Annotated in this window: 20 protein-coding genes; 3 read left to right on the top strand and 17 right to left on the bottom strand. The window is 47.4% G+C overall.

All coding sequences use genetic code 11. The features are described from left to right. Positions 1 to 101: 101 nt before the first annotated feature. From W822_RS45635 to W822_RS45595, 10 genes are read right to left on the bottom strand one after another with little or no spacing between them, the layout of a single operon-like run. Entirely contained in the window at positions 102 to 1,607 is a 1,506-nt protein-coding gene (locus W822_RS45635) for a UDP-glucose dehydrogenase family protein (RefSeq protein ID WP_172642836.1), read from the bottom strand. Beyond that, the gene (locus W822_RS0124265) at positions 1,549 to 2,565 is read right to left on the bottom strand and encodes a UDP-glucuronic acid decarboxylase family protein (protein WP_034281191.1); all 1,017 of its coding nucleotides are present in this window, start codon (positions 2,563 to 2,565) and stop codon (positions 1,549 to 1,551) included. Before W822_RS0124265 ends, W822_RS45635 begins: the two co-directional genes overlap by 59 nt. 3 nt (positions 2,566 to 2,568) lie before the next feature. Beyond that, positions 2,569 to 3,516: a glycosyltransferase gene (locus tag W822_RS45630; protein ID WP_024007537.1), complete on the bottom strand. Its 948-nt coding sequence runs from the start codon at positions 3,514 to 3,516 to the stop codon at positions 2,569 to 2,571. Beyond that, a complete protein-coding gene (locus tag W822_RS45625; protein WP_024007536.1) occupies positions 3,513 to 4,580 on the bottom strand; it encodes a glycosyltransferase family 9 protein in 1,068 nt (355 codons plus the stop codon). Before W822_RS45625 ends, W822_RS45630 begins: the two co-directional genes overlap by 4 nt. Further along, positions 4,577 to 5,563, bottom strand: a complete 987-nt coding sequence (locus tag W822_RS45620; RefSeq protein WP_024007535.1) for a glycosyltransferase family 2 protein — start codon at positions 5,561 to 5,563, stop codon at positions 4,577 to 4,579. Before W822_RS45620 ends, W822_RS45625 begins: the two co-directional genes overlap by 4 nt. Continuing rightward, positions 5,560 to 7,296 (bottom strand): carbamoyltransferase family protein, encoded by a 1,737-nt coding sequence (locus tag W822_RS45615; RefSeq protein ID WP_024007534.1) that lies wholly within the window; start codon positions 7,294 to 7,296, stop codon positions 5,560 to 5,562. Before W822_RS45615 ends, W822_RS45620 begins: the two co-directional genes overlap by 4 nt. Positions 7,297 to 7,314: 18 nt before the next feature. Beyond that, complete coding sequence (locus W822_RS45610) at positions 7,315 to 8,418, bottom strand: glycosyltransferase family 9 protein (RefSeq protein WP_024007533.1); 1,104 nt, start codon at positions 8,416 to 8,418, stop codon at positions 7,315 to 7,317. Further along, the gene (locus tag W822_RS45605) at positions 8,415 to 9,002 is read right to left on the bottom strand and encodes a D-glycero-alpha-D-manno-heptose-1,7-bisphosphate 7-phosphatase (RefSeq protein WP_024007532.1); all 588 of its coding nucleotides are present in this window, start codon (positions 9,000 to 9,002) and stop codon (positions 8,415 to 8,417) included. The genes W822_RS45610 and W822_RS45605 overlap by 4 nt, the downstream gene beginning before the upstream one ends. Further along, positions 8,993 to 9,727, bottom strand: coding sequence for an SDR family oxidoreductase (locus W822_RS45600; RefSeq protein ID WP_024007531.1), 735 nt, complete (start codon positions 9,725 to 9,727; stop codon positions 8,993 to 8,995). The genes W822_RS45605 and W822_RS45600 overlap by 10 nt, the downstream gene beginning before the upstream one ends. Positions 9,728 to 9,749: 22 nt before the next feature. Then, positions 9,750 to 11,033 carry a glycosyltransferase family 4 protein gene (locus W822_RS45595; RefSeq protein WP_024007530.1) on the bottom strand — a complete coding sequence of 428 codons (1,284 nt, stop codon included), beginning with the start codon at positions 11,031 to 11,033 and terminating at the stop codon, positions 9,750 to 9,752. A 1,694-nt stretch (positions 11,034 to 12,727) separates the two neighbouring features. On the opposite strand from W822_RS45595, the gene W822_RS45590 reads away from it, so the two are divergent. After that, positions 12,728 to 13,300 (top strand): DUF4142 domain-containing protein, encoded by a 573-nt coding sequence (locus tag W822_RS45590; RefSeq protein ID WP_081724494.1) that lies wholly within the window; start codon positions 12,728 to 12,730, stop codon positions 13,298 to 13,300. A 21-nt stretch (positions 13,301 to 13,321) separates the two neighbouring features. Here the strand turns inward: W822_RS45590 and W822_RS45585 are convergent, their stop codons facing one another. The 5 genes from W822_RS45585 to W822_RS0124260 all read right to left on the bottom strand — a co-directional run bounded on the left by W822_RS45585 (position 13,322) and on the right by W822_RS0124260 (position 15,856). Beyond that, entirely contained in the window at positions 13,322 to 13,933 is a 612-nt protein-coding gene (locus W822_RS45585) for a hypothetical protein (RefSeq protein ID WP_024007527.1), read from the bottom strand. Between the two features lie 57 nt (positions 13,934 to 13,990). Next, entirely contained in the window at positions 13,991 to 14,149 is a 159-nt protein-coding gene (locus W822_RS46260) for a DUF1328 domain-containing protein (protein ID WP_024007526.1), read from the bottom strand. Positions 14,150 to 14,322: 173 nt separating this feature from the next. Continuing rightward, positions 14,323 to 14,577, bottom strand: coding sequence for a hypothetical protein (locus tag W822_RS45580; protein ID WP_024007525.1), 255 nt, complete (start codon positions 14,575 to 14,577; stop codon positions 14,323 to 14,325). Positions 14,578 to 14,755: 178 nt separating this feature from the next. After that, entirely contained in the window at positions 14,756 to 15,205 is a 450-nt protein-coding gene (locus W822_RS45575; RefSeq protein WP_024007524.1) for a low affinity iron permease family protein, read from the bottom strand. 81 nt (positions 15,206 to 15,286) lie between these two features. Further along, positions 15,287 to 15,856 carry a DUF421 domain-containing protein gene (locus W822_RS0124260; RefSeq protein WP_081724496.1) on the bottom strand — a complete coding sequence of 190 codons (570 nt, stop codon included), beginning with the start codon at positions 15,854 to 15,856 and terminating at the stop codon, positions 15,287 to 15,289. Positions 15,857 to 16,724: 868 nt separating this feature from the next. Here W822_RS0124260 and nadE point away from each other — a divergent pair. Further along, positions 16,725 to 17,579: an NAD(+) synthase gene (gene nadE, locus W822_RS45570; RefSeq protein ID WP_024007521.1), complete on the top strand. Its 855-nt coding sequence runs from the start codon at positions 16,725 to 16,727 to the stop codon at positions 17,577 to 17,579. An 807-nt stretch (positions 17,580 to 18,386) separates the two neighbouring features. Here nadE and W822_RS45565 read toward each other — a convergent pair. Both W822_RS45565 and W822_RS45560 read right to left on the bottom strand, forming a co-directional pair. Beyond that, a complete protein-coding gene (locus W822_RS45565) occupies positions 18,387 to 18,590 on the bottom strand; it encodes a CsbD family protein (RefSeq protein ID WP_024007520.1) in 204 nt (67 codons plus the stop codon). A gap of 298 nt (positions 18,591 to 18,888) precedes the next feature. Beyond that, positions 18,889 to 19,098 (bottom strand): CsbD family protein, encoded by a 210-nt coding sequence (locus W822_RS45560; RefSeq protein WP_024007519.1) that lies wholly within the window; start codon positions 19,096 to 19,098, stop codon positions 18,889 to 18,891. A 403-nt stretch (positions 19,099 to 19,501) separates the two neighbouring features. On the opposite strand from W822_RS45560, the gene W822_RS45555 reads away from it, so the two are divergent. Next, on the top strand, positions 19,502 to 21,592 hold the full coding sequence (locus tag W822_RS45555) for a catalase (protein ID WP_024007518.1): 2,091 nt from the start codon (positions 19,502 to 19,504) through the stop codon (positions 21,590 to 21,592). The last annotated feature ends 50 nt before the right edge of the window (positions 21,593 to 21,642 follow it).

Genomic DNA, 21,642 nt, shown 5'->3' with positions numbered 1-21,642 from the left:
GGTAAGGCGGTTTGGGAATCGAAGAATGTGAACCAAATCTAATCTGACAGACACTGCATTACAAGCGGGTAACTGTCAGATCATGTCTGAGCTAGTACAAATTAAGGGACGATTTTGCGCAAATTTGAATGGGCCGCTTCCCCTCCCTCTTGCCTTGCGAACCACTGTTTCCACGTTCTCTGATTATTCTGTGCCACATTCATTTTTACGCGTCCGAATTTATTCTGCCCAAGCACGTAATGCTCTAGCCCATATCGTTGTAAGGTCTCGCTCTGATATAAGCCTCGCGCATCAAATATCATGTTGCCTCGCATCTGATGTGCGACCTCTTTGAAATCAGGGTGGCCAAATTCTTCCCATTCTGTCATCACAGCTAGGGCGTCCGCATTGGCGCAAACATCCATAGCGCAAGGGCTGTAATGAACCTGCATATCGCCAAGTGCCTTTTGTGCAGCGTGTTCTGCTACCGGATCATACGCCCGAACGATCGCGCCCGCTTGAACCAAGCTGCTGATGAGCGATAGACTCGGGGCTGCTCGCACGTCGTCTGTCCCTGGCTTAAACGACAGTCCCCAGACTCCTATGGTTTTGCCCCGAAGTTTGTCATTGAAATGGGTCCGAATTGCATGAAAAAGACGTTCTCGCTGGTCTAGATTTACTTTTTGAATACTCCGTAGCATATCCGCCGGCTCATCCACTGTTTGCGCCAAATCGATCAACGCACTTAGATCTTTCGGCAGGCATGAACCGCCATATCCCACGCCCGGATGTAAATAGCTCCCTCCAATCCGCGCATCCCCCTTCAATACCCGGCATATTGCATTGATATCTGCACTGAGCGCTCCTGCCAGACCGGATAGTTCATTAATCATCGATATCCGTGCTGCCAGCATAGAATTGCAGGCATATTTCGCGAATTCAGCACTGCGTATATCCATGAGGATCAACCGGTTCCCATCCAAATTAAAAGGCGCGTATAAATCGCTCAACACCGAAAATGCATGCGGATCATCTGCGCCTATTACGATGCGATCTGGATCACGGAAATCTTGAACTGCCCGCCCTTCTGCAAGAAATTCAGGATTTGATGCAATACTTATCCGTTGTGTATGGCGCCCAATTTCGGTAGCATTATTCAAGATTCTTCTAATCCGTTCGCACGTTCCCACGGGGACAGTGGATTTCACCACCACCACGCAGTCGTCTGGGATCGCCTGCCCCAGCGTTTTAGCACAGTCCAAAAGATTATGGAGGTTGGCGCTGCCATCTGAATTTGGTGGCGTGCCCACGGCCAGGAACACCACGTTCGCTTTTCCCATCGCATGGCGGATCGAGGTCGTGAAAGTCAGGCGCCCGCCTTGGATCTGTTCGTCAAGAATGGCTTCCAGCTCGGGTTCATAAAACGGCAATGTGCCGCCAGTCAGCGCGTTTACTTTTTTTACGTCATGGTCTACACAGACAACATTGTTTCCCGCCTCTGCCAGACAACAGCCGGTCACCAGCCCTACATATCCAGATCCAATCACCACTACATTCATAACGATACCTCTATTTTTCAATATGCGAATTGGCCGGTCCAATGCCACTTTCAGGCAGTTGCCGGCCATTGGCTGTCCGCGCAAAATGCGCATAGGTCAGCCTTAGGCCTTCCTCAAATTGGACGGTCGGATTCCAATCCAAATGACGCCGAGCAAGCGCTATATCCGGACAACGCACTGTTGGATCGTCGGCTGGCAGCGGTTTAAACACGATTTTCGGCTCGTGAGGCGCAAGCTCGCTAATACGCAATGCGATATCTAGAACAGAAATCTCTTGCGTATTGCCTAGATTCACTGGTCCTCGAAAGGTGTCCACGCTGTTCATAAGAAGGATTAAGCCCTTGATCATGTCGTCGACGTAGCATAACGACCGTGTCTGGCTGCCATCTCCGTAGACTGTCAGAGCTTTTGCACGCAGTGCCTGGTCAATAAACGTAGAAACGACTCGCCCGTCATCTACAGCCATACCTGGCCCATAGGTATTGAAAATGCGCGCAATCTTCGCCGTAACACCGCGCGTTCTTCCATAATCCGACATTAGGGTTTCCGCACACCGTTTGCCTTCGTCATAACATGACCGGATTCCCACCGGGTTTACGTTGCCATGATAGCTTTCGTGCTGCGGATGCTCTTTTGGATCACCATAAATTTCACTGGTCGATGCCTGGAGAATTCGCGCATTCCGTGTTGAAGCCAGCTCGAGCAGATTAAATACACCCTGCACGCAGGTTCGGACCGTATGAATAGGATCAGCCTGGTATCGTCGTGGCGAGGCTGCACAGGCGAGGTTATAGATTTGATCAGGGTGAAGGTTAGATGGCAGCGGATCGATAATGTCGTGTTTCAGCGCATTGAAATTTGGGTGTTCGTTCAAAGGAGCAAGATTATCTTCAGATCCTGTGAGGAAATTATCTACGCAAATCACCTCATGTCCCTGCGTCAATAACGTCCTACAAAGATGTACACCAAGGAAACCGGCACCTCCTGCCACTAGAATCACCTTTTGGTCGATCTTTTGTTCAGACATGCTTTACGCCCTCAATTGTAAAAGTACACGTTCCCAGTCGGCAACGAACCTCGTAATATTGAAACGTTCACGAGCAGTTTGTTGTGCCGCCTGCCCCCACTGGAGCGCAAGTTTCCGATCTTTTAAAAGCTCATTACAGACATACATTAATTCCACCGGGCGATTGCTAACATAACCGTTTACGCCGTTTTGAATCACATGCGGCAATTCGGTAGCGGCAATCCCAACCACAGGCATACCGACCATCATTGCCTCCACCAGAGATAAACCCAGGCTCGCATAGCGAATGGGTGTAAAAAAGAACCGATAATGTGCAATGCATGCGGGGACATCCATATTTTTGACTTCCCCGAGCCCTCCGTTCAAGCGCTCTGAATCCATACCAATCAGGTCAAGCGGCACTGATTGCTGGATCTTTTCATAGATATCCACCCCGACCCGTCTGCCACGGCTGGCAAGATTATTAATTACCACAATGCCCTTTGCCAGCTCCCCGCCATAGGTGATTCCTGGAGATTCGGGCACGCCATGCTCAATGATCGTTGCCGGCGTAATACCAGAATCCCACATCAAAGCGTTATACTGAGTCACGTGAACGAGAATGCCGTGCTCAACCTGAAAGACATGCCTAGTATCGGTGGGATGAGGCTCTGGAGGGTTATGCTCGACGTATATACTCGGCAGTTTTTGCTGAACCGGATTCAATATCTGCAGGCGGTCTTGCTCATATGCTTGTCTTGACTGGTAAATAACACAATCAAAATCCAACTCGGAGAGCTGGTTCACTGGAACCATGCGAATATTGTCCCCCCATGGAATTTTCGCGCCCAGATATGAATAGCCGGGACGATTGTCATCGGATACCGGGATAATGAACTCGTGCGGCAAACGGGACAGAGAATAGAGATAGTTGCCGTGAACGTGCCAAGTGAGAATGCGCAAGGGTTTCATTGCGGCACTCCTTGGTTCAGATGCCGATTGATTTCACGCATAACGCGATCAACTTGCACACCCAACGCGCACGGATGTCCAATGGGACATTGATCGTATGCACATGGCCTACATCCTATTGGTGTATACAAAACGGTATGCCTCTTTCTATCTAGAGGCCCCCAGCGGGCCACGTCGCTGCCTGAGGCGATCACGACGCTTGTAGCATGTACACTGGCGGCAACGTGTGAGACGCCGGTATCGTTGCAGATCAGCAGCCTTCCGCGTTGCAACAAACTGGCGAGGCTCCCAAGCGAGGTAGCGCCGCATAGATCGACCAGCCTGTGGCCCGTTCTCGCCTCCAAGCCCTTGGCCATGGCTGATTCGCCCGCGCTTCCGGTTATTGCGATCTGCCACCCCTCTTGGGCTAATTGTCTTGCCACCTGAGCAAAGCGCTCCAATGGCCACCGCCTGGACGCCAATCTCGCACCCGGATGGATAAAGACGGTTTTGTTCAGCGTGAGGCCGTTTTTCATCGCAACGGAGTCTGCCGAATCTCTGTCTGAAGTGCTCACAGGGAATTCCAATGTGTCGTCACTCGCTTCCAGACCAATATGTTGCAATAATGCGAGATAACGATGGATTTCGTGAAGATCATCTGGCCATGGCAAAAGCTGACCCGGGACTGTCTGGTTAGGCTCAGGAACAAAGCCGGCCCATTGCCGGGGAGCCATGGTTTTTACGATATCATTAGCGCGCTGGCCGCTCCCGTGAATTTGCAGAGCCAAATCAAATGATCGGGCTCGCATATCACGATAAAAATCAGACACTCTATTTTCCTGGACAGGCTGTTCAGGAAAAGCGGCATCACCGGGGAACTCGATCAGCTCATCCACATATTCAGGAAATCTTTCCAATACGGGAATTGCACTTCTGAGCCCAATGAGCGAAATATGCGCCTTGGGCAGTTGTCGGCGCAACACGCGCAACGCTGGAATGACGCATAGCATATCACCGAGATTTAAGGCTCTGAATATGGCTACGTTTTTAATGGGCACGTTCCAGTCGATACCTGTTGGCTTCATGGCAATCTCGCTCCATAGCGACTTATCCCGACCATCCGCCAAAAGATTGACAACGGGGGAATCACAATGGAGGTTAACAACACCTCGAGGGCATTGCGCATCGTGAGCGCACTGTGTACTAAACGAGTCAAAAAGAATCGCAGAGTCAATATACCCCAGAGTCCGAACGCAATAATGGCAATATCTGCACGGCCGGCTAACGCAAAGAGTACCGCAAGTGTTAGTAACAATGTGATAGACAAATATAGCCAAGGAGGACCCTGCCGGATTCTCTCCCTATAGAGCCTGGGATGCTTACGAAATAGCAACACATCATAGACAATTTTTTTTTGCATCCCAATCCCGGCAGAAAATGGCATAGGCCTTAAAGGATGCGTAACAAGAGCGTTGGGAGCCTTAACGATAGAATGCCCTGTTTCAAGCAGGGTGAAGTGCAGGTCTGAGTCCTCACGCCAAGCCATTGCGAATCGTTCATCGAATCCTCCGAGTTTGTTGAGAATATCTCGGCGTATAAAGCAGTTGGCTGTAACGAATTCGGCGTGGGTCAAGTCCGCGGCATCCAATTCGATGTCGGTTGGCTCCTTAGGCAACGGCATTGATATATGTCCGCTTACAGCATCAGCTTCTGTTGCAAGCGCGTCCAGACCCGCTTTAAGCCAGTCTGAGTCGGGGATCGTATCGTCGTCCGTAAAGGCGATGATAGGTGCGCGCGAGTATTGCCATCCGATATTGCGTGCTCCGGCAGGGCCTTGCGTCTGAGTGACTTCATGATAATGGATTTGCGGGCCGTTTGGCATGGCTGCTCGAGCATTGCGCACCACACGGTTGGCCATTTCACTGGGGCCGTCGTCACAAATGATAATTTCATAATCCGCAGGAAAAAGGGTCTGGCGCTGGAGTGCCTCTAGGCATCGTTCTAACAAATCGGGCCTGCGATAAGTGGGCACCACCACGCTTACTTGAATACGTGAACCTGTTTTCATGACGCTTTCTCAACCAAATAACTCCCAATGAACAGGGCGTCCAAGGGTGAAGTCCAGAATGATTCCAATGCGTCTCTAGGACTACACACTACCGGCTCTCCTCGGGTATTAAACGAGGTATTTACGAGGACAGGCACACCGGTGCACGTCTCAAAGTGGGTCAGCAAGTTATGTAGTAAGGGGTTTTGCTGTGCGCTAACGGTCTGTACGCGGGCGGTCCCGTCAGTGTGACGCACTGCCGGGATAAGATCAGCCTTACCGGGCAGCACATCAAACACAAAAAGCATGAAAGGTGCCTCGATCTTTTCTTTTCCCTGACTATCGAACCATTCATGGGCACGCTCAGCAAGGACCACAGGAGCGACGGGCCGAAAATCCTCACGATCTTTGAGTTCGTTGAGACGCGATTGCATGTCACTATTGCGCGGGGACGCTAGAATGGAACGAGCGCCCAGTGCGCGGGGCCCAAATTCCATGGGCCCTTGAAACCAGCCTATCACTTTCTCGTCTGCAAGCCACTGGGCTGCTGTATGAGCGACATTCTCCAATTTTTGATGCTTTACACCGGAACGCGTGAGAAATCGCTCAATTTCCGCGTCGTTATAATCGGGCCCAAGGTAAGCGTGGTTCATCACCCATTGTGCATCCTGCTTCCCCTGGTGGTGTTGCACATTCATCAGTAACGCTGCGCCCAATGAAGTACCCGCGTCACCTGCTGCGGGCTGTACCCACACATTGTCAAAGGAACTGTGTACTGCCAAATGAGAATTGAGCACGCAGTTAAGTGCTACGCCTCCTGCCATGCACAGGTTAGTGGATCCAGTTTGGCGATGGAGCCAATCGGCCATGCTCAACACCGTCTCCTCAAGAACCTTTTGTAGAGAATGTGCAATATTCATGTGGGCGGGTATAAACTCATCCCCGCGCACCCGCGGTGGTCCGAATCTTTCCTCCAGTCGAATCGGGTGAAGCGTATAGCCTCCTTCTCCATCGTATCGAAGGATGTCTCGAAATTCGTCCAGGAACACTGGTTCTCCATAAGATGCAAGAGCCATCACCTTATATTCGTCTGAAGAATGAAGAAATCCAAGATAGCTCGTCACTTCCTCGTACAACAGCCCAAGCGAATGGGGCAGGAATATCTGTTTCAAGCGTTTATATTTGCCGTTGGCGAAATGTCCATAACTGGTTGTGGTCCGTTCACCGCGGCCGTCCATTGTTAGAACGGCTGTCTCTTCATAGGGCGACGCCAAAAAAGCACTGGCTTCGTGGCACAAATGATGTTCAAGGAACTGCCAGCGGTCAAGAATATGCTGTAAGGTATCGGAGCGAAAACGCTTCTGCAAATGTAACGGAACCCCGTCAATGAGCTGTCGCGGAGCGTTCAGAATATAGGATAGGAACAGACCGCCCCAAGGAGAACCCGGACCGTCCCATTCCGCAGACGGTTCAAGCGGAAGTTCAATATGCCCTGCAGGCGCAATTTCTTCCTTTATGAGAGCTGGATCAAATCCATATACAATATGGTCAACTTCTGAGAGATCGCATCCGGCTTTCTCGAGACAATAGTCAATGGCGTAATAAGGAAGCTGCCAGGTGGAGAAAGGAACCGGACGCTTACCGTGTTTAATGCGTGTAAAACGCTCCTCTTCCACTGCGGCCAGAACAATGCCGTCCCGTACTATCGAAGCGGAACAATCGTGAAATGTTGCATTTATACCTAAGGTTAGCATTCGCAATTCTCCTTCAATTCAACCAGCTGCCCGCAGATCAATCGGACCTTTCGTGCGGGTCAGCAGATCCATCACTGCGTCGCGCACACTTTTCGGGGTTACCAAACGCAGACAATTGTGATGTTTTTCAGGGCAGACGCTGCGATAACAATTCTTACACGGCACATCGTGAGAAAGCACACGGTTTGGTACCATCCAGGGCGTATGCTGGGGATTGGTCAAGGCGTAAAGATCGACTATCGGTGTACCGACCGCAGCAGCGATGTGGACAGGACCCGTATTGTTCGAAAGCAGGAGCGATGCGTTCTCAATCAGACAGGCAAACTCACCTAACGCAAGCCGCCCGGCAAAATCAAAGAGGGGGGCATGAGTTGCGCATTTTTGGATGATCTGTCTGGTCAGCTCCTGCTCCGAGGCATCTCCTGTCAAAATGATCTGCCCGGCCCGGCCGCCCAACAATCTCATGGCCTCTATATAATGCTCAACTGGATAACGACGCGATGCCGCGGTTGCACCACAGTGAGCCACTATCCACGGCACGTCTTGTCGTATATGGCTGGCATTGAGCTTCTCGTATAGGCGGACTCGATCAATGGCTTTTGTCTTGAAAACTAATCTTGGGTCTGCTGAATACGCTTGGACGTGCTTTACAAGATCCAGCTGACGCTGGGATTCATGGCGCGTGATGGATTCGGGCTCGGACTCGGGGATCCAGTCAGATAGCAACTGGTACGGATTTTCTCGGCAATGCGCTAGTACCAAAGGGATACCAGCCATTCGACACAGTAAGGCTGCGGGTAAAGGACTCTGGCTATACACAGTAAAAATAACTGCAGCATCGAATTTTTCTTGTCGCAATTGGCTTAAAATGCTTTCGTCGGCAGACGGATCATTCTTATCATTCTTCACCCACGGTGCATCGTAAGTAATTGTTTTTTCTAGGAAATTAAGGTACGGACTTAATGCAGCCCCGGAGGGTGAAGCTAAGAGGGTTATACGTCTACTCGTTCCTGCCGACTTTAGAGCCATCATGGCGGGGGTTGTCATCAGCACGTCGCCCATATTATCCAAGCGAATGCAAAGTATGTTTTTTGCCTGATCCCAGCGAGTTGTCGGTCTCATGAGTAGGCCTCGTCAAGCATTTGACATTCGTCTACCAGAATGCGGCTAGCTATCTCCATATCACGAGCTCGGTAATGGGGAGTCCTCAGCGCATTTAAAACCCACTCTGTCTCGTTGCCGTTATCAATGAGTATCGTTCGGCACCCCGCCCTTCTGCCGGCTTCGATGTCGTTGAGAATATCCCCAATGAACCAGGATTCGCTCAAAGCAATATCATGCTGCTTTGCCGCTTCCAGCAGCAAGCCAGGCTCAGGCTTGCGACACATGCACTCGCACGTGTACTGTAGCAAGGAACCATCTGGATGATGGGGACAGAAATAAAGACCCGCTAGCTCGGCTCCTGCTTCCAAAAACATTTGCCTTAGTTTGGTCTCCATATCCTCAATGTCGTCGAGACAGAATTTTTCTAATGCAATTCCTGGCTGATTTGTGATTACAAAAATCGGTAAAGCCAGCTGAGCTATCCGAGCAAGTCCTTCTTTCGCGCCGGGCGCGAATTCCATTTTGTTAGGATCCACGTTGTAGGGGATATCTTTTAGTAATGTTCCGTCCTTATCCAGAAAGATAGCAGATTTCAAGGCCATGATGACTCCTTCATGGGGAGCACCATCACTTCTGGAATGACAGTTTCAGGTGGTTGTGTTAATACGAACTTTATTGTCCGGGCAACGTTTTTAGGGTCTTGTAATAATTGCGCATCAAGTTCAGGGAACCTGTCCAGCAAAAAAGGCGTTCGCATTCCACCTGCAATCACGGCCGAGACTTTTATTCCTTCACTGCGCAATTCTGAATGTAGCGCGTGTGTCAATCCCATAAGCCCCCATTTGCTGGCATGGTATGCACTTGCGTTCGGCCATGCTCGGCGGGCCGCTGTAGAAGCGACGTTAATGATATGGCCGCCTGGGCACAAATGTGGTAATCCATGTTTGGAAACAAGAAACGGTCCTGTAAGATTTGTAGCCAGGACCTTGTGCCAATCAGAGGCTTTCATTTCTCGTATCCCGACTGTGACGTCGATGCCGGCGTTGTTTATAATGGCATCCAGATGTCCGAATCGATTGATTATATTGTCATACGTTTTGATAATATCTCTTTCATCGCCCACATCCATCGCATAGGCTTCTGCAGTATGGCCACCGAAAGTAATTTCATCGGCAACTTGGCTTGCTGTCGACTTGTTAATATCGGCAACGGCTACTTGCGCCCCTTCTTTTGATAGGGTTTCGCAAATGGCAGCTCCAAGGCCACGACCGCCGCCGGTGACAAGAATGACCCGGCCAGAGAGATTTTCATAATCGTAATCGTGCATTACCGCTCCTATGAATATTGAATCAGTTGACCAATGTGAGGTGAGAGGAAGTTGCCGGGGAATTAAGCGTGCTGTTTTTGCTATTCAGAGCTTGGAATATTTCTGACAGCGCTGAACTGACATGCTCCCAGGTAAACATTTCTTGTGCGCGTGCTGCTCCAGCGTGCCCCATCTTCACTGCGTGGTCAGGATTCCCTGCGAGGACAGCCAGTTTTTCGGCTAAAGCTGTCGGATCTTTCGGCGGCACTAGGAAACCGGTTATTCCATCCACTATGGTGTACTTGATGCCTCCGGTATCTGATCCAATGACGGGTCGGTGGCAAGCCATCGCTTCCAGCGGTGTTATACCAAAAGGTTCGTACCAAGGTGTGGTGACAAAAACGTCGCTCGCACTGTAATATTGACTCAGTTGATCCCTTGCTCTGCTACCTGCAAAATCTACGAAGCTCTCTATATCTTCATCATGAGCTAATGTTTGAAGGCGATCATATTCATCAACGTCTCCTAAGTTTGCATCTGATAAGTTGCCTCCCACAACGCAGAGGCGTGCGTCTACTTTATGGTTGCGTCGCAACCGCGCCACTGCACTTATCACATTATCTATACCCTTTCGAGGCACCATTCGACCGAGTTGGAGAATATGAAAAGCCCTTTCGTCCCATCCCAACCTTTCCCGGGCGGTTTTTTTTTCAATGGGACGCAGCTCCGACGGATCATAACCGCAGGGTACCATTCTAATTTTCGCGGGATCTGCGCTATAGAGATTTATTAAATCATGCTTATCCTGAGGGCATTCTGCGATGATACAGTCAGCAATGCGCACAATGTCTTCTTCAATTGTGAAACGACGATCAGAAAAAAGGTCGTTATTTGCTTGGTGTAGACGCCTGACTTTACCTAACGCGTGGAACGTGACAGCAAGTGGAATATCGCAATTGCGAGCTAACGGCATCGCGGCCAATGCAGACATAAAAAAATTGGCATGTATGACGTCATATTGAAGGTCTTGCTGACGGGCAAATTCCAGCATGTATTTGCCGAATTCATCCATGTAAGGAAGTAAACTCTCCTTGGGTATAGAAAGAGCTGGGCCCGCAGGGACATGAACAATACGCACGTTCTCATCCCAGGCCAATTCGGGCGGCAGACCGGGATTATCCAGACGAGTAAAAATATCAATGCGGTGGCCCAACCTAGCCAATTCTCGTGCGACATTGGCGACATAAAGATTTTGGCCTCCACTATCGACTCCGCCGAGGGCTGCCAAAGGGGATGCATGTTCACTGACGATTGCGATTCTTTGCATGTGGCTTACTCCTATTAATACAGACAAAGTTTGCTTTTCGTCTCTCGCATTTTTGTAATTGGAGACTAATCGAAGAGAGAACGCCGCCCGATCGACGATACCTTTATTCTTTGATAGAAAAGTAAATGTTACGGTTCAGTATTGGCCACGTACCGTGGAAACGCAAACGTTATAGTGCTTTTCTTGTTAGTAAATACGGACCTTGCGTAATCATGCGTTAATAACTTTCGTCTAAGGTTGAGTAATACTTCGCAAAAGTGTCTCATTTGAGCGTAACCCTTACCTAATTTATTTAAAATGGATTGATTCGATATGTTTGCTCTCAAGACAGAATGTAAGCTATATAATGGAATGTCATTACCTCTGTCTAAATATTACCCGAAATAGTTCCTAGCCTACGGATAAGTCAATGGGTTATTTTCCTATCCGGCCCGTATGCCGCGACTACTGCTAAATCTATTGTAAGAACGCCGTTGTTGGCCCTTAAATTTTTTTTGGAGCGATCAACCATGCATAAATTTCATCTTTTGAAAGAGGACAACCTTTGGAAATTTACAAAGGAAGGAGAGGCAGGAGACTATTTCCATTCTGAGTCCCGTCGTCTAGTCTTAAATTTCGGTCATTGTTATATGCTTTCGTTGGACGGCTCAATGACAATACATAATGAAGATGGCTCCATAAAGTTTATTCTCTCTTATCCAATGCCCAAAGACGCAAGGTATTATGCCCCGGTCTCCAGATATCCCACTCAAGAAAAAATAACGCGCCCACCGAAAGCCAAAAATTAGAGGGGCAGAATTGAAAGAATTATTTACAGTGAAGATCCAGTTTGGAACTATACGGCTTAAGATTCATTGGGCACAGAATCACCTCGATTAGAGTCTAGTTACTAACATTTAGGTCCAGAAATCGCGCCTCGCCACAAAGCGCAGAAATGTATAGATACTTATTAATCGACAAACTAGTGCTTTTGCGTATAGGCTAAGAACACGATGACCTAACGAAAAGCAATCAACATAAGGAGACATACATATGTGGCATTGTGTCGATGACTCTTTACCCGGAAAGCCGGGGACATATTCAATTAAACTGTTCTCTGACGCAGAACGCAAGGCCTATTGGACGGGCAAAGTATGGGTGGATGTAAAAAGAAATAAAAGGATAAATTCTTTAAGGTTCCGAGGAGATTTCCATTTCCTGCGTTTCTGGAACGATGGCCATTCCGGGATTAAGTAGCTTACATCGGCCAAAAGATTGTTCTAGCTAATCGATTCTTATGAGAAGGGGAAGTTCATGTCCATATCATTAAAAAGTCGTACGCCGTATGTTAATGTTATGAATAAAAAGGGTCCTGAATTCGAATATTGGCTGAAATCCAATATTTCAGACTTGCATCACAGAGATTGGTACCGAGAGGATACAGTTTCGCGTACTACTTGGTTGGAAAGGTTAGAATCCGCAATCCATGACCGATCTGATTTCAAGCATTGATAAAAATAAATGCTCACAAAAAATGCCCGCTCTTCGCGGGCTTAAACTGATACATTCAGACATCACGGCAAGCATGTTTTGTACTTCAATCGGCTAAGCTGCATCTCTTAGAATATTTCTGTTAATAGTTCGGCCAGTGTTTATTTAAAGAAAGATTGTACAAAAATTAAAACGCCATAATTCTTCTTATATGTAGAGGCGGTATGGAAATGAAAATCTTTACCTTTTCTGCTTTCATAATTCTACTCACTGTCGGCCCACTCGCTATGCCCTCTGAGCCTCTTTGTGTGACTTTGGCGTCCACTTCCCAAGATGGCCTATTGAAAAAAAACGTGGTTGGTTGTTCAGATAAAATATTCTTAAGAAGAGCCGCTGAAATAATACATTTCGAAATCGAAGCAAGTAGATTCGTTCCTCAGAAGGCTGTGAGCAATAATTTAAAGGATTTTTCGGAATATCTCGTTAATGAGAATCTCAGCCTCATAGTAGATATCATTGTGGTCTCTTTAGAAAAAGGGTTCTCACCACCAATTGAGCCCTCACCGGTACAAAGCAGTCAACTAAAATCTTTAAACTTGAATACAGGGCATTACGAAAAAAGATACGTGGAGCAAATAGGGATCTCCGCACAAATAGAATTGATTCAAATTTTTAAAGAGGCAGAAAATCGAACCTCAGACAACGAGATCAGGGCGTTTACTCACAGACATTTACTCCTATTGGAAAGACGGCTTAAAAAAGCGTTAGCGCTACGTGATTATCAAAATAGAGGCTAATATATTGCTGCTCCTCAGCCCTTAGAAACGGTCAGCAGCATTAGACTCGTTTTCATCCTTGTCCTGACGGAGGTATGGCCTACTCCAGCCATACCTGGCATTAAGGCATCTAACTAATTCTTCGCAATATGGAATAACAGCAAACAATAAGACCGATACCAAGAGCAAAATGAAATATGCGACGGGCAGTTGAGGATTTTTCCAGCTCCATAAAAATTGCGCTTTTTCTTCTCCAAAGCCGAAAAGAGCTATAAATTGGCCCCAATGTAACGCACTTACACAAACAATGGCCATTAGCGGGATCATTTCCAAGAAGCTGTGGACTATTTGCTCGATAGGCGTTATTTTTCGTTTATCGACGGCATAATTAAGATCCCAGAACGCAGTTGCCTCATGGACGAGAAACATAATAATGATAAACGCTATCACGCCGGCGTTTATTTCCAAAAATAGGCCAGAAAGCAGCGCGATTCCCACTTGGCAAAACTGCAACAGATGAAAAATAGATTCCTGCGGACCCGATGTTCTATCGATATGCGTTACTCGATGGCAAACCCAGTCGGCGAAACCTGCAACCAGCCACAGAGGAATGATAAAGTACAAAAGTATTAGGACTAATGGATCAGTTAACACAGCTTCCTCGTCGCACTTTTTTCAAAAGCTTATTAAATTAAACTTGCTCATAAGACTTCACCGCTTTTTCCTAATAAATATAGTAAATAAGGCTAGCACTAAGAAAATGAAGAATAAAATTTGTGCAATGAGCGCGCCCCACGTTAGGACGCCGCTAAAGCCGAAAAACGCTGAGACAAGAGCCAGAAAAAAGAAAAACAATGTATGCCAAACCATAGGAACCCCTTTTGATCGCTGATAAAGACAGCTTAGCCATCAGTCAACTAAATGGATAGTGTGCCTCATGTAACCTCTTTAAGAGATCACAATACGACTTTGCTGTTAGTGAGAGAGTTACAATCGCGAATTAACTTTGCTTAAATTGATGGACTCTCCCATTCGCACCTAGCTCAGTTTTTATAGAAATGTCGACCGATACACACGCCAATCAAACCCGCTACTAATAAGGCGCATCCGGGACTCTTTCGGGCACAATCTTCGATCGAATCGACCAGTGAGTTAGCGGCATATCTAGCATTTCCTGCGGTCTCGCTCGCACGACGTCTGATCTCTTTTTTCGGATCATCGATAAAGTCTTCTGTGGCTGACTGCGCTTTATCAGCAGCTTGCGCTGCTTTATTTTGGATACTCTCCTCGTTAATCATCGTATCACCTCGCATACGTAAAAAGCTCAATATCAGAATGACAAGAGCTTACCTGTATGTCTAACACGGTTTGGTGATATGCCGGCGGAAATTAACGAATTATTACCCCTTTTTCTACCGGTTTCAGAGCCAGGACCAGTGTGAGTTAAAAATCCCAGTACACTCACTCTTGAGCGTTTTAATTTGTTCGGGAGCGTAGGCGCGGCTTGCCTTGCATCTGTTCTCTTTTTTTCGATCTCTGCAATCGTTCGCTATGGGTTTTCTCCAGAAATCGTTGTGAACGCTGGGCCGCTTCTTCACATCTCGCATGCAAGACCTCAAGTTCTTTATCGGTCATTGTTTCGATGCCCATAAATTCGTCTTCTGCATCTGAGGAGCGAATAATTTCATCCAGTTTTGTCTGCAGCGCTGCGCTATCACGATTTTGAGTGTTTTGAATCAAAAAAACCATCAGGAAAGTGACAATTGTGGTTCCGGTGTTTATGACCAACTGCCATGTCTCTGAGAATCCAAAAAACGGCCCAGCGATTGCCCATAACAGAACTGCTGCAACGCAAATAATAAAAGTAATAGGGCTACCAGTTGCATGTGCGGTAGCGTTAGCGAATTTAGCAAAAATTTTATCCATATTAATTCCATTTTATTAAAGTTATTTAATCATTTCGCTGTGTAAGTACGTTTAAGGCCGCGAGTCAGCGAACCTCTATTCTTATAAATTTTCATTCCACGTCTTTTGGGCCGATGATTCAGAGTGATTTGAGCTGGTTCTGGAGCTAGCAGCAGAAGACTTGCGGCCGCTGTCTTCCTTGATGACGCTCATTTCACCATTGGATTCCAGATAGGCGCGTTTAACTTCGCTTAGTTCCTCGATACCACTTATTCGCAACTGTTCCATCAGTTCAGTGCGTGTCACGTATTCGCGACGCATATTGTTCAATTGCAGCACCCCGTTCTTTATTAGGAGTAGCCTATGAGGCTCCAGAATTTGATTGACAACTGGAAAAAAGTATCCGAGGCGGTCGACTAGAGCAGACCATAGCACGATCCCCGCGGCAACAACCAGTCCATCCGTAACAGTATCGGAAGGACCCGATAGCCCGTTACCGACAGCTTCAGACACGAGGATAACAACCACTATATCAGCGAATCCAAGCGAGCCAATATTGCGTCGACCGCCCAATCTAAAAAGCAAGTAAATACACCAATAAATTGCTGTACTGCGTAAAAAGGCCTCACCCAATGTTTGCTGCATTTCAAAAACATCAAATAACAAGCTCATTCTGAAAAACTCCGAAATAACTAAGTTAAAGAATCTCATGAAATTCTTATCGGAAAAATCAGTATACCTGCGAGATGGATTGTTATCTTTATTTGTCGGTATCTATTTGCTTTTCTTGAAAGTGAATGTTCATTTTCAAAAAAAGAATTGAACTCATTCTACATTACACCGAGTGTTATTAACCGATTGAATTAAAGAATGGGAATTTTCAAGTGAAGTTAAGTATGGTTCGATTAATCAGGGAAGCTTCATAGATCAGAATACGAGACTCTCTGTGTCTCACCTGCTTAGCAGAAGTACAAGCAAAACAGAGCAGCTTTCAGTTTTCCTAGCTATTGGAATTTATCCGCTTCTGTGTCTGAATTGTCGAATATCGTTGGCTCGTGCGTCGCGAATGACTTTGCCGTACGTATCTGTCGCGCGCTGCATTATGCGCTAAGCAACCGCGCGGTCACTTATTCCAAGGTTGCTTGGCAGTCAATCAATGCACTACAAACAAACCATTTCTTTCATAACCCCAATTGCTCATGGATGCTATTGCAAGGGGGGCACCCCTGAAAGCTCATATGTTACCTAGCCTTTAAGATCACAACGTTTCCGCGCGATGACCGTTTCGAAAGATAGAAGCGCGTTAGACCGACTTGCCCCCTAATGTGGGATCAGCAGACATTTGAAGGTTATTGAATCTTTTAAAAGATGCGCCTGGAAAGAGAAGAAGGTTTAAGATACCGATGGGGTTCTCCGTACTTGTTAGGGCAGGATAAATGTTTTGAGCCTTACTGAAGCGAGATTTCTTTTGTGATCGCCCAGCTATTTAAATTTCTGGCTGCTGCATCACAACCTATTAATTTCTTATAAGGAACGTGCCATGAATGCAAGCCTCGCAGATTCGATCAGCCCGAGCATCCTCCAAGGCTATCAGCAACGCATTAATTCTGGATTGTGCAATTATTTAGACGTTAATGGTTTTTGCAACGTTTTGGTGGGCAGTTCGGGTGGATTGGACAGCGCTCTTACTATCGCATTGGCATCTCAGGCATTGGGCCCCACAAGGGTTACCGCAATCACCATGCCTTCATGTTATTCAAGCGAAGGAAGTGTTGAGGATTCGAAGACACTTTGCGAGGGCCTCGGCGTCAAATTACTCAAATGCCCAATTATAGACATCGTAGATCGGATTTCTGAAAGAATGGCATTAAACCTGAATGCACCCGTCTCGGGAGTCGCACTGGAGAATCTTCAAGCCCGAGCTCGGGGTGTTTTACTCATGACTTACTCGAATCTTTATGGGCATTTGGTTCTGTCTACGGGAAATAAATCCGAAGCCTCAGTAGGTTATTGCACTCTGTATGGCGATACCTGCGGCGGGCTGAACCTTATTGGCGATCTCTACAAGACCGAAGTGTTTGCCCTCGCGCGCCACATGAACAGAAACGCAGGCAAAGAAGTCATTCCTCAGAAAATTATTGACAAGGCGCCTTCGGCAGAGCTAGCGCCTGACCAAAAGGATTCGGACAGTCTACCTGATTACGATATCCTCGATCTGTTGCTTCAAGTCATCCTTGGGACGGTGGATGAAAGTGTACGTGCCAAACAGCTTCTGGATCAAAAAGTACCAAAAAACCAGCAGGACACCCTTTTCGAGCGGGTCGGTGCATTAGTGAGCGATAGCGAGTTCAAGCGGCGGCAGCTACCCCCGGCCATCAGTTTACGCGGCACGTAAGAATCGGCCCGACACAAATTGCCTCAAACTCAATATACAAAATTAGAAGAGGTCCGAGCCAATTACTCTTTGAAGGAAGAAACTTAACTTTAAGAAAGGTTTTTGCTTCAACTTGATAAGGAGCGGGCATTTGACGTGGCGGTTTTTACTATTATTTCATGCGAAAAGTCTCTGTCACTCGCTTTGCCTTAAGTTCGTCCCGTGGGGCCTGGCGATAGCTGGCATTTTTTGAAACGGTTTCACAATTCATACGTGATTTAGTCTATACTACCGCACGACGCAATGTTTGGAATGAATATTATAAAATTCGGATAGGTGAAGGCATTGCGTCGCCACGCTTGTGCGGAGGCATCACTGTTAGAGCTTATTTAAAACTGTTGCGTTCGCAAAGCAAGCTACATGGACTTTTTGGCCTTTCTTGCGCCGGGAACCAGGCATCCTATTCCCAATTGAAGACATGTTGTGCCTCGACGAATGCTAGCGATATCTAGAGACTTCTCGACGTGTTCGGCCAGATTGAATGTTTACTCGGCCGGGAATATCAAGGGATCAAGTGTTCTGCCAACCCTTGGCAGCGTAGCTCGCGCCATTTGCTGGTATTCCTAGAGACACCAATGGTGCGCCTTCACCGTGGCGACAGGTCAGTCTGTCCCAAGCTTGCTCCGAATCGCGCTTTACAAAGTGACTCTCAACAAAGTGACTCTCAAATTGGAGAGCTGTGCACGCGTATGAATTTGCTGCCGAGGCGTTGAAGGACCTGCAGCCCCCTGAGGCCAAATGCTAGATTTACAAACCTTGTTGCTCGCCTCATTTATTATGCGTGTTCCAAAATCTGTTCACTTCGCGTTCAGCATCCTCTCTATTCATACCATACGTCTCTTGCAACAATCCGGCCATTTTCTGAGCATTACCGTTTATTTGTGCAATACCGTCGTCGGTCAGATTCCCCCAAGTTTGTTTAACGATGCCTTTGAGCTGCTCCCATCTACCTTGAGCTATGTCTTTATTCATAAGAATTTCCTACCGTATAAAATAACCTTTTCCAGCTTTCCCCACTCAATTGCGCCAGCCGTCCGCGGGAACTATTATGCGTCTATGCTTAAGCTGTCCTGCCCATTAGTTGGAATCGGTCTTTATTTTTTCTTTCATGGCTTTTCCGGCGTGGCATAGCTTCGCTGGACCAGGGATTGCACGTATTGTTGCTATAGGCCGCTAAATTCTTGGCCCGTCAACGACCTCTCAATTTTAACCTCCCAAATCAGTAACAATAAGCCCGCTTGATGGGGCGGGCTTATCTGATAAACAAACTTTACATTCCTGAATCTTGACGGGCCCAGAAATCATTGACCTCTGTCTCCGCTTCTTCTCTGGTCCTTCCATATCGTTCTTGGAGAACGCCGCACATTTTTTCAGCGTTTCCATTTACTTGCGTAATTTCATCGTCAGTCAAGTCGCCCCATTTTTCCTTTATAGAGCCTTTGAGCTGTTCCCATTTTCCTTGTGCAATATCTTTATTCATATCTTTCTCCTGTTGCCTATGTTCAATGAAAGACTACGATTAATACTAACAACAATTTGGTTGGCAATTCTTCTAAGTTACAACCACTTAACATATCGTGTCTCCTGCAATAAATTTAAGCCATTGTCCAATTGACGATGTTTGCTGAAAAGCAGGCTTGTTTCGACGAAGTTATTGCTGTATTGGCATTATCGCACCAAGCTTCCTAGTTCAAATTCACACGAGTCCTTACAACTTCTTAAAATGGTTTTCGTATGTTTGAGTGTTACAGGGGCATAATGAAAATAGGCTTTTTTTATAACGCTCCCACTTAATCGTTTCGCACTTTTGGTCAGTAGGGCCTAGCACCTGGCGCTCGATTATGCGTTTCCCTTTTTTGAATTTAGCGCTTTAGGAGATTTGTATGCAGTCACGTAAAGAAAAATCGATTCCCCGCACTGGCAATAATGTTAAAAACGAGAAAGGTAATGCCGGGGAATTGCAGCAGCAAGCAGGTGGTTCCCACCCGGTGATCACCACTCAACAGGGGTTGGCTATCAGCGATAATCAGAATTCTCTGCGTTCTACGCCCCATGGTCCGACATTACTGGAAGATTTCGTTCTTCGAGAAAAAATAACCCATTTCGATCATGAGCGCATCCCCGAGCGGGTCGTCCACGCCCGTGGTACGGGTGCTCATGGTTTTTTTGAATTAACCAAATCGCTGTCCAAATATACGACTGCAAAGATACTTACTGAGAAAAATGTCCAAACGCCAGTCTTCTGTCGCTTCTCGACCGTAGCAGGAGGAAGCGGCTCGATTGATACACCGAGGGATGTGCGTGGCTTTGCAGTCAAACTGTACACCCAAGAGGGTAACTGGGACCTGGTCGGCAATAATATTCCGGTGTTCTTCATACAAGACGCGATGAAATTTCCAGACTTGGTTCACGCAGTCAAAATGGAGCCAGACCGTGGCTTTCCTCAGGCAGCTACTGCTCATGACACTTTTTGGGATTTCATTTCTCTGATGCCTGAGTCTATGCATATGATCATGTGGGCGATGAGCGATCGAGCCATCCCACGGTCATTGCGCATGATTGAGGGCTTTGGTATTCACAGCTTCCGATTAGTAAACAAAGAAGGCGTCAGCACCTTTGTTAAATTCCATTGGCGTCCGAAGATCGGTCTGCAGTCCACAATATGGGACGAAGCGGTCAAGATCGCGGGTGCAGACCCTGATTTTCATCGTCGAGACTTTTTCGAAGCTATTCAAAATGGCGATTTTCCGGAATGGGAGCTGGGCGTTCAACTGTTCACCGAGGAAGAGGCTGCCACGTTTCCTTTTGATCATCTGGATTCAACCAAACTGATACCAGAAGAGTTAGTCCCGCTGCAAATAATTGGACGTATGGTTCTGAATCGCTGGCCGGATAGTTTTTTTGCCGAAACCGAGCAAGTGGCTTTTTGTCCGGCAAATATCGTCCCTGGTATTGATTTTTCAGAGGATCCTCTACTTCAAGGGCGGCTTTTTTCTTATCTCGATACTCAGTTAATTCGCCTAGGCGGCCCGAATTTTACCCAGATCCCGATCAATGCGCCCAAATGCCCATTTCATAATCTGCAACGGGATGGGCATATGCAGACACAGATATACAAGGGAAGAACGGCTTATGAGCCACAAAGCCTTGAGGAAGACAAACCGCGCGCGAGCCAGAAGACAGGTTTTCACAGTGCGTCGGTTCACGCAGAGGGCGTCAAGTCACGGATCCGAGCCGACAGTTTTGCCGATCATTACAGTCAGGCGCGAATGTTTTATCGCAGTCAATCCGAAATTGAGCAGGCCCATCTGGCCTCTGCCCTCGTTTTCGAGCTGTCAAAAGTCGAAACGGAGCATGTACGGCTGGCTGTAGTCAGCCAATTGCGCACTATTGATGAGAGCCTGGCAAAACGTGTTGGCGACGGACTGGGTCTAAAATCCCTGCCTGATGCCATTGCGCCAGCTGTTCCAGTGCAGGATCTAGATTTGTCTCCAGCACTACGTATTATTGATCGTATGAAAGATACACTTGATGGCCGAACCATAGGCATACTAATCGCAGACGGTTCTAACGCCGAAAGTATTGAAGGAATAAAAACCGCGGTAGAACAGGCTGGAGCCATGGTTAAATTGGTTGCCCAAAAACGGGGGGTAACGCTGGATAACGGGACGTACGTCACGGCAGACGGGCAGCTTGCGGGCACACCTTCCATAGTGTTCGACGGTGTAGTCAGTATTTTGCCAATGGATGAAGCGGAAAAATTGATTTTTGAGGCGGCGGCCGTTGACTGGTTTCGTGACGCTTTTGGGCACCTGAAAGCGATTGCGGCGTGCAAAGGCACACACAAAATACTGACAGCTGCCGGCATCACACCCGATGCGGGTATAGTAGCCCCGGAGGACATCCAGTCGTTCATCGCATTAGCGAAAACACGGCAGTGGGAGCGTGAACCCAAGGTGCGAACCTTGGCCTGAACCATCACCTAACTGTTGAAACACCGCTACCGGCGATAAGGATGGTGCAG

The sequence above is a fragment of the Advenella kashmirensis W13003 genome, from assembly GCF_000506985.1.
Classification (GTDB): domain Bacteria; phylum Pseudomonadota; class Gammaproteobacteria; order Burkholderiales; family Burkholderiaceae_B; genus Advenella; species Advenella kashmirensis_A.
The sequence above is the reverse complement of the archived record's forward strand: the minus strand, read 5'-3'. Positions and strand labels throughout refer to the sequence as shown.